Source organism: Acinetobacter sichuanensis (assembly GCF_003024515.2).
Lineage (GTDB): Bacteria > Pseudomonadota > Gammaproteobacteria > Pseudomonadales > Moraxellaceae > Acinetobacter > Acinetobacter sichuanensis.
This window is the reverse complement of sequence record NZ_PYIX02000037.1, coordinates 36,924-43,525: the sequence shown is the minus strand read 5'-3', so window position 1 is coordinate 43,525 and position 6,602 is coordinate 36,924. Positions and strand designations below refer to the sequence as shown.

Below are 6,602 nucleotides of genomic sequence, written 5' to 3'. Positions count from 1 at the left end.
AACTTATCAGTTTAAAGCAGTTGTGACAGATCTTGCAGGTAACACCGCGACAACAGCGGTACAAACGGTGGTGGTCGATAATCTGATTCAGATTTCGGCTAATACAGTTGCTGATTTATCGGTCAGTAGTGATAATGTTATTCGCTTACAAGAACCAAGTAAAATTACTGATTTTGTATTAAGTTTGAAAGATTTACCAAGTGATTTAGATGTTTCAACCTCAGTCATTCAAACAGAGGTTTTAGGGAAGAACTATACTTTCACTTATCATGCAGGAACAAATGAATGGGTTGCTCAGATCCCTACCGCTGATTTATGGGTAGATGCACCTTCTGCACAGTTAATTGTTAATTTGAGTTTTCAGGATGTTGCAGGGAATATTCAAACTCAGCAAATTACACATGAATACTTTATAGATCCACAGCCTGATTTACCTGGTATTACAAAAGCAATTGCTAATGATCAAGATGGCACAACCATTGAAGGCTTTGCTTACGCTGGAAGTACAATTGAAATTTTTGATTCAAATTCTGTGCTTATTGCAACTGTAGGCACTGATGCGGCAGGAAACTTTGAAGCACATTTACCAGCAGGTTATCAAAATCAAGATTTAACGCTAACAGCAACATATAATGGTTATACAAGCCCACCAGCTGTTTTATCTGTTGTTGAAGTTCCTATTTTAACTGTTCAACATATGAGTGAAACAGGAGAAATTACAGGATTAATTACCTCAGGTAGTGAGCTTATTATCTATGACACTACTGGAAAGGTCATAGAAACTATACAAGTCACTGAGAATTCATCAGCGAAACTTGCTCAAACAGGAACAGTTGAATTTAAAGCACAATTAGGCAATGCGATTCCAGAAGGTGAAACGGTTGTTATTGTTGCTAAAAAGAATGAAATATCAGGATATGAAAATGCTGTTTTGGCAGATTATACCGCACCTCAAATAGATGGGCAGATTGAATTTGATCAATATGGAACAAGTATTTCAGGTAAAATTTTAGATGCAAGCAATGTTTCAATTGATATTTATGATGCAAATGATCAGTTTCTTGGGCATGCAGCAACATTGGTAGATGGAACATTTACTGTTCAGTTAATAGCACAAGTCAATGAAGCAGAAGTGCTTAAAGTTAAATTGACGGATAAAAATAATAATATTACTGAAACTACGATTGTAGCACCAAATGTTGCTTATCCACCGCAAGTGACACTTGTTGGAAAAGATAATACTATTCAAGGTTTTGCTGAAGACTTAAGTGTTGTCATTGTAAAAGATGCTCATGGAAATGAGTTAGGGCGTATGAGTGTTGGTGATGATGATCATTCATCTGTGAGTGCGTTTTCTTTAGTTGCTAATCGTGCATTGATTGAAGGAGAAACACTTTATTTGAGTATTATTGATCAACATGGCGTAACCAGTGAAGATGAACTTGTCCTTGTAGATTGGACTGCGCCAGAACCTGCTACTGATTTATTATTTGATCAAGAAGGTTCAGTATTGACAGGAACAGCCGAGCCATGGGCAACAATCATTCTCCAAGATGAATTTGGCAATGTGATCAATACAGGTTCATCGAATACAGTAGATGAACAAGGTCATTTTACAATTTATACTGATCTACACGATGCTCAAAAAATCAATGTTATTGTTGTAGATGCAAATAAAAATGAAAGTGTTGCAGCATCTATTATTGCTCCAGATTATGCGAAAGAACCGTATATCTATAAAATTGCTCAAGATGGAACTATTTCAGGAAGCGCTGAAGCATTAAGTACAGTCATTATCACAGATATCAATGGCGTAGAGGTTGCTACAGGTGTAGCAACAAACTATGGGGATTTTGAGCTTGTAAGTAAACGTCCACTGATTGATGGTGAGGAATTATTTGCAGAGATTACAGATATACGTGGTAATCAAAGTCAAAAATCTAGTGCTATTGTTGATTATACTGCACCGCCAGCAATTACAGATTTGGTACTTGATCCAAATGGTATTGATTTTACAGGAATAGCTGAAATCGGGAGTTGGATTGAAGTTCTTGATAAGGATAATAACGTAGTTGGGTATGGGTATACATCATATAATAGTGAGCAGGTAGAAGGTAACTTTCGTGATTACTTATTAAATGGACAAGAACTTAAATTTGTAGTGATTGATGGTGCAGGGAATAGAAGTACAGAAGTTATTGCTCATGCACACAACGATGTAATAGCACCTGAGCCAATTTTAGACATTGTCTTAGATGAAAATGGACTTAACTTTACGGCTAAAGCTGAAGCAAATAGTTTAGTAAAAGTATTGGATACAAATAAGCAGGTGATTGGTTCAGGTGAGGCAGATAAAAATGGAGAAGTCATTGGGTCATTTTCTAATTACTATCTGAATGGTCAAAGTCTGACTTTTATTGTGGTAGATCGCGCAGGTAATGAAAGTGTAGCTACGCATAAATCTGCATTAATTGATGCGGTTGCACCAGAAGTTGCAACTCACCTTGAGTTTGTAGAAGAAGGCTCTGTATTAAAAGGAATTGCTGAGCCTAATGCAATGATCAAAGTATTGGATAGCTCAGGTCAATTGGTTGATATTTGGTCTAATGTGGTGGGTGCTGATGGTGGTTTTATTGTCAGTCTTGGAAAGCATTATCTTCATAATGAAGAGTTTAAGGTAGTGGTAGTAGATTATGCTGGCAATGAAAGTAATCCTGTCACTATTAAAGCTCCACTTGATGATGTTGCACCTGAAGCCCTAAAAGACATTGTTTTAAATGAGAATGGACTTAACTTTACAGCAACTGCTGAAGCAAACGCGACCATCAAAGTTTATGATAAAGATGGTATTGAAATCGGTCAGGGCTCTGCCGATGAAGCAGGTCAAGTAACGGGTTCTTTTGGTCAAGTTTATTTAGATGGTGAAGAGTTACACTTTGTTGTGCTTGATCGTGCTGAAAACCCAAGTGCCGAAACAGTTATAAATGCTTTATTGGATAATATTGCACCATTGGCTGCAACAGATTTAAATCTTACAGAAGGTTATTACGGTTCAATTCTTACAGGTAAGGCTGAACCAAATGCAACCATCAAAGTTTATGATCAAGAAGGTAACGAACTCTCTGTACATTGGGGTACTTCTAGTACCATCAATGCAGATGGTGTTTTTAACTTAGAATTTTATAATTACTTGCTCAAGGCACAAGAACTTAGCATTGTTGTGGTAGATGCAGCAGGAAATATAAGTCCAGAAGCAAAAATCATTGCACCACTTGATGATATTGCACCTGAGGCGTTAAAAGATATTGTTTTAAATGAAGATGGACGTAATTTTACAGCAACTGCTGAAGCAAATACGACCATCAAAGTTTATGATGAAAATGGTATTGAAATCGGTCTAGGTTCTACCAACGAAACTGGTCAAGCGACTGGATATTTTTATAATGTCTATTTAAATGAAGAAAAATTGCATTTTGTTGTGCTTGATCGTGCTGAAAACTCAAGTGCCGAAACAGTTATAAATGCTTTATTGGATAATATTGCACCATCGGCTGCAACAGATTTAAATCTTACAGAAGGTTATTACGGTTCAATTCTTACAGGTAAGGCTGAACCAAATACAACCATCAAAGTTTATGATCAAGAAGGTAACGAACTCTCTGTACGTTGGGGATCATATAACGTCAATGCAGATGGTACTTTTAACTTAGAATTCTATGATTACTTGCTCAAGGCACAAGAACTTAGCATTGTTGTGGTAGATGCGGCAGGTAATACAAGCCCAGAAGCAAAAATCATAGCACCGTTAGATGATGTTGCACCTGAAGCGTTAAAAGATATTGTTTTAAATGAGAATGGGCAAGAGTTTACAGCAACTGCTGAAGCAAACTCGACCATCAAAGTTTATGATAAAGATGGTATTGAAATAGGTCAGGGCTTTACCAATGAAACAGGTCAAGTGGCAGGTTCTTTGAATCAAGTTTATTTACATGGTGAAGAGTTACACTTTGTTGTACTTGACCGTGCGAAAAATCCAAGTCCTGAAACTGTGGTTACTGCTTTGGTTGATGATGTACCACCAAATAAAGTAGAGCAGCTTGTTTTGGATACTGAAAATAATATTATTTCAGGACAATCTGAAGAAAATATATTGATTGAGGTTTTAGATCCATATAATCAACTAGTTCATTCAGTTAATACAAATTCTGATGGAGATTTTTCATCTTATTTTTATTTTAATTTAAGCAAATATCAAGGAGAAGATTTAAGAGTTGTTGCTGTGGATCGTGCAGGTAACCGTAGTGAAGAGGCTGTAGTCAATATTCCATTGGTTGAAAATGGTCTTGCTGCTGCTACAGATGTCAAAATAAATGAACTAGGTAATACCATTACAGGAAATGCAGAAGTTGGTAAGTCTATTGAGGTTATTGATAGTAGTACAGGGCAGGTAATTGCTCAATCTTATATCAATGAAGCAGCCTTTACTGTTGAATTAAATGGTTATTATTTACAAGGTCAAAGCCTACATGTACGCGTTTATGATGGAAGCCAATACAGTCAAGTTACAGAGATCGCAGCACCATTAGATAATGTTGCACCAGTGGTTCAGGATTTTAATATTTCTGAAGATGGTTATATAACAGCAACAACTGAAAAAAATAGTACGTTGAAAATTGTTGATCAAGATGGTGATGTTTTAAATCTTTGGTTGCAAGCAGATGAAAATGGTCAGATTAATCAATATATTGGTCAAGTTGTTTTACCAAGCGAAGTGTTGACCATTACAGCAATAGACTTGGCAAAGAATGAAAGTGAGGCTGTAACCTATATTGTACAAGCGAGTACTCAAGCACCAGCGGCTCCAAGCAATATTGTGCTTACTGAAAATGGCTTAACGCTGACAGGACAAGCGGATGCATCGACACAAATCGTTGTTTATGAAAAAAATGGAAACATGGTTGCATCTGGATATAGTGGTGAATATGGGCAATTTGCTATACAGTTCAACCAACCTTATATCAGTGGACAGGTGTTAAGGGTAGTTGCTTATAATAATTATCCAAGTAACTATACAGAAATTACCGCACCTGTAGATACGATTGCACCAGAAGCCCCAAGTGATTTAGCGATTGATCTAGAACAACAATTTCAGTATATCACTGGGCAAACAGAAGCTTTTGCAAAAGTGGAAGCTTTTAATGATAAAGGTGAAAGTCTAGGTTATACCGCTCAAGCGGATGTTGATGGTAAGTTTTCATTATATGTAGCGGGTTTATCAGGTTCTGGTTATTGGAATGGTGAGACGATACAAGTCCAAGTGACTGATGCAAATGGTAATAAAAGTCCAATGACATCAGTGACAGCACCAATTGATCATTTAGCACCATCGGTTGCCACTGAGTTAAAATTAAATGAAGGCACATTAACAGGTATTTCTGAACCGTGGAGTTCGATACGTATTGAATATATCTCAGGTGAACATACTCAAAATACCTATACGGTAATAGCTGATCAAGAGGGTAATTTCTTACTTGGTCTTTCAGCCAATGTTGTAGACGTGACTTTTACCGTGATTGATCGTGCTGGTAATGAGAGTCAAGCGATCACATTGGCAACAGCGGAGTTAGCAGAAAATTATAGTAAAACACCTGTGGTGAAAGAGATTCAAGTAGACAATACGACAGGGCAGTTTACAGGTGATGCAACGCCGAATAGTCAAATTATTGTTAGAGATAGTGACGGTAATCAAATTGGAGATGGGCGCTCAAATGCTCAAGGTCAAATAACAGGTAGTTTAGGAGGGTATACTGCACTAGACCAAGAAGTACATTTTGTTGCTATAAGTAGCGCAAATGTTGAAAGTACTCAATATACGTTGAGTGTGAGCTATGTTTATGTCCATCCTGTACCAAATGCTGTGACCGATTTAAGTTTAGATGAAACAGGATATTTAATAGGTAATGCAGAGGCTCAACGTGAGATAAGAGTTGAGGATGGTCAAGGGAATGTTATTGCTCTTGTGAGTAATGAAAATGATGGATCATTTAAAATAGATTTAGGTGGATATCAAGGGATTGTAAATGTCATTGCAGCACATACAGAATATGGTGAAAGTGTCGCTGTAAGCCTTGATACTAATGATTTTGTTCTCATGCCGACTCATGAAGCAGAAAGTCGTGCGCAAGATGACATATTTGTTGGCTATCTCAATGAAAGTGACAATGTTATTTTCAAAGTACTCGAGGAAAGTACTGCGACAGGAGGGAATGGTCTTGATACTTGGACGAACTTCCATGTTGGTGATACAAGCAATGATACAGCCGCAGATAAAATTAATTTGAGTGAGTTATTTGTTGATGATACTGCGACTTGGAATGATTTAAATTCAGTGTTGGATCACATTCTTGTTGAATTCGATGAGGCAAATAATAACACCGTGATTAGTATTGACCGAGATGGCAGTGGAACAAATTATGAAATGACACAGCTTTTAATTCTTGAAAATGTGAATACTACATTAGATGACTTATTGAATAATCAACAGATTGTATATTAAGTTTTAATATGATCTAAAGGAGCCTTTTCGAAGGCTCTTTTTTATT

At 36.8% G+C, this 6,602-nt stretch carries 1 protein-coding gene; it reads left to right on the top strand.

The window, feature by feature from the left end:
* Positions 1-22: 22 nt before the first annotated feature.
* Positions 23-6,556 carry an Ig-like domain-containing protein gene (locus C9E89_RS17310; protein WP_213069650.1) on the top strand — a complete coding sequence of 2,178 codons (6,534 nt, stop codon included), beginning with the start codon at positions 23-25 and terminating at the stop codon, positions 6,554-6,556.
* The last annotated feature ends 46 nt before the right edge of the window (positions 6,557-6,602 follow it).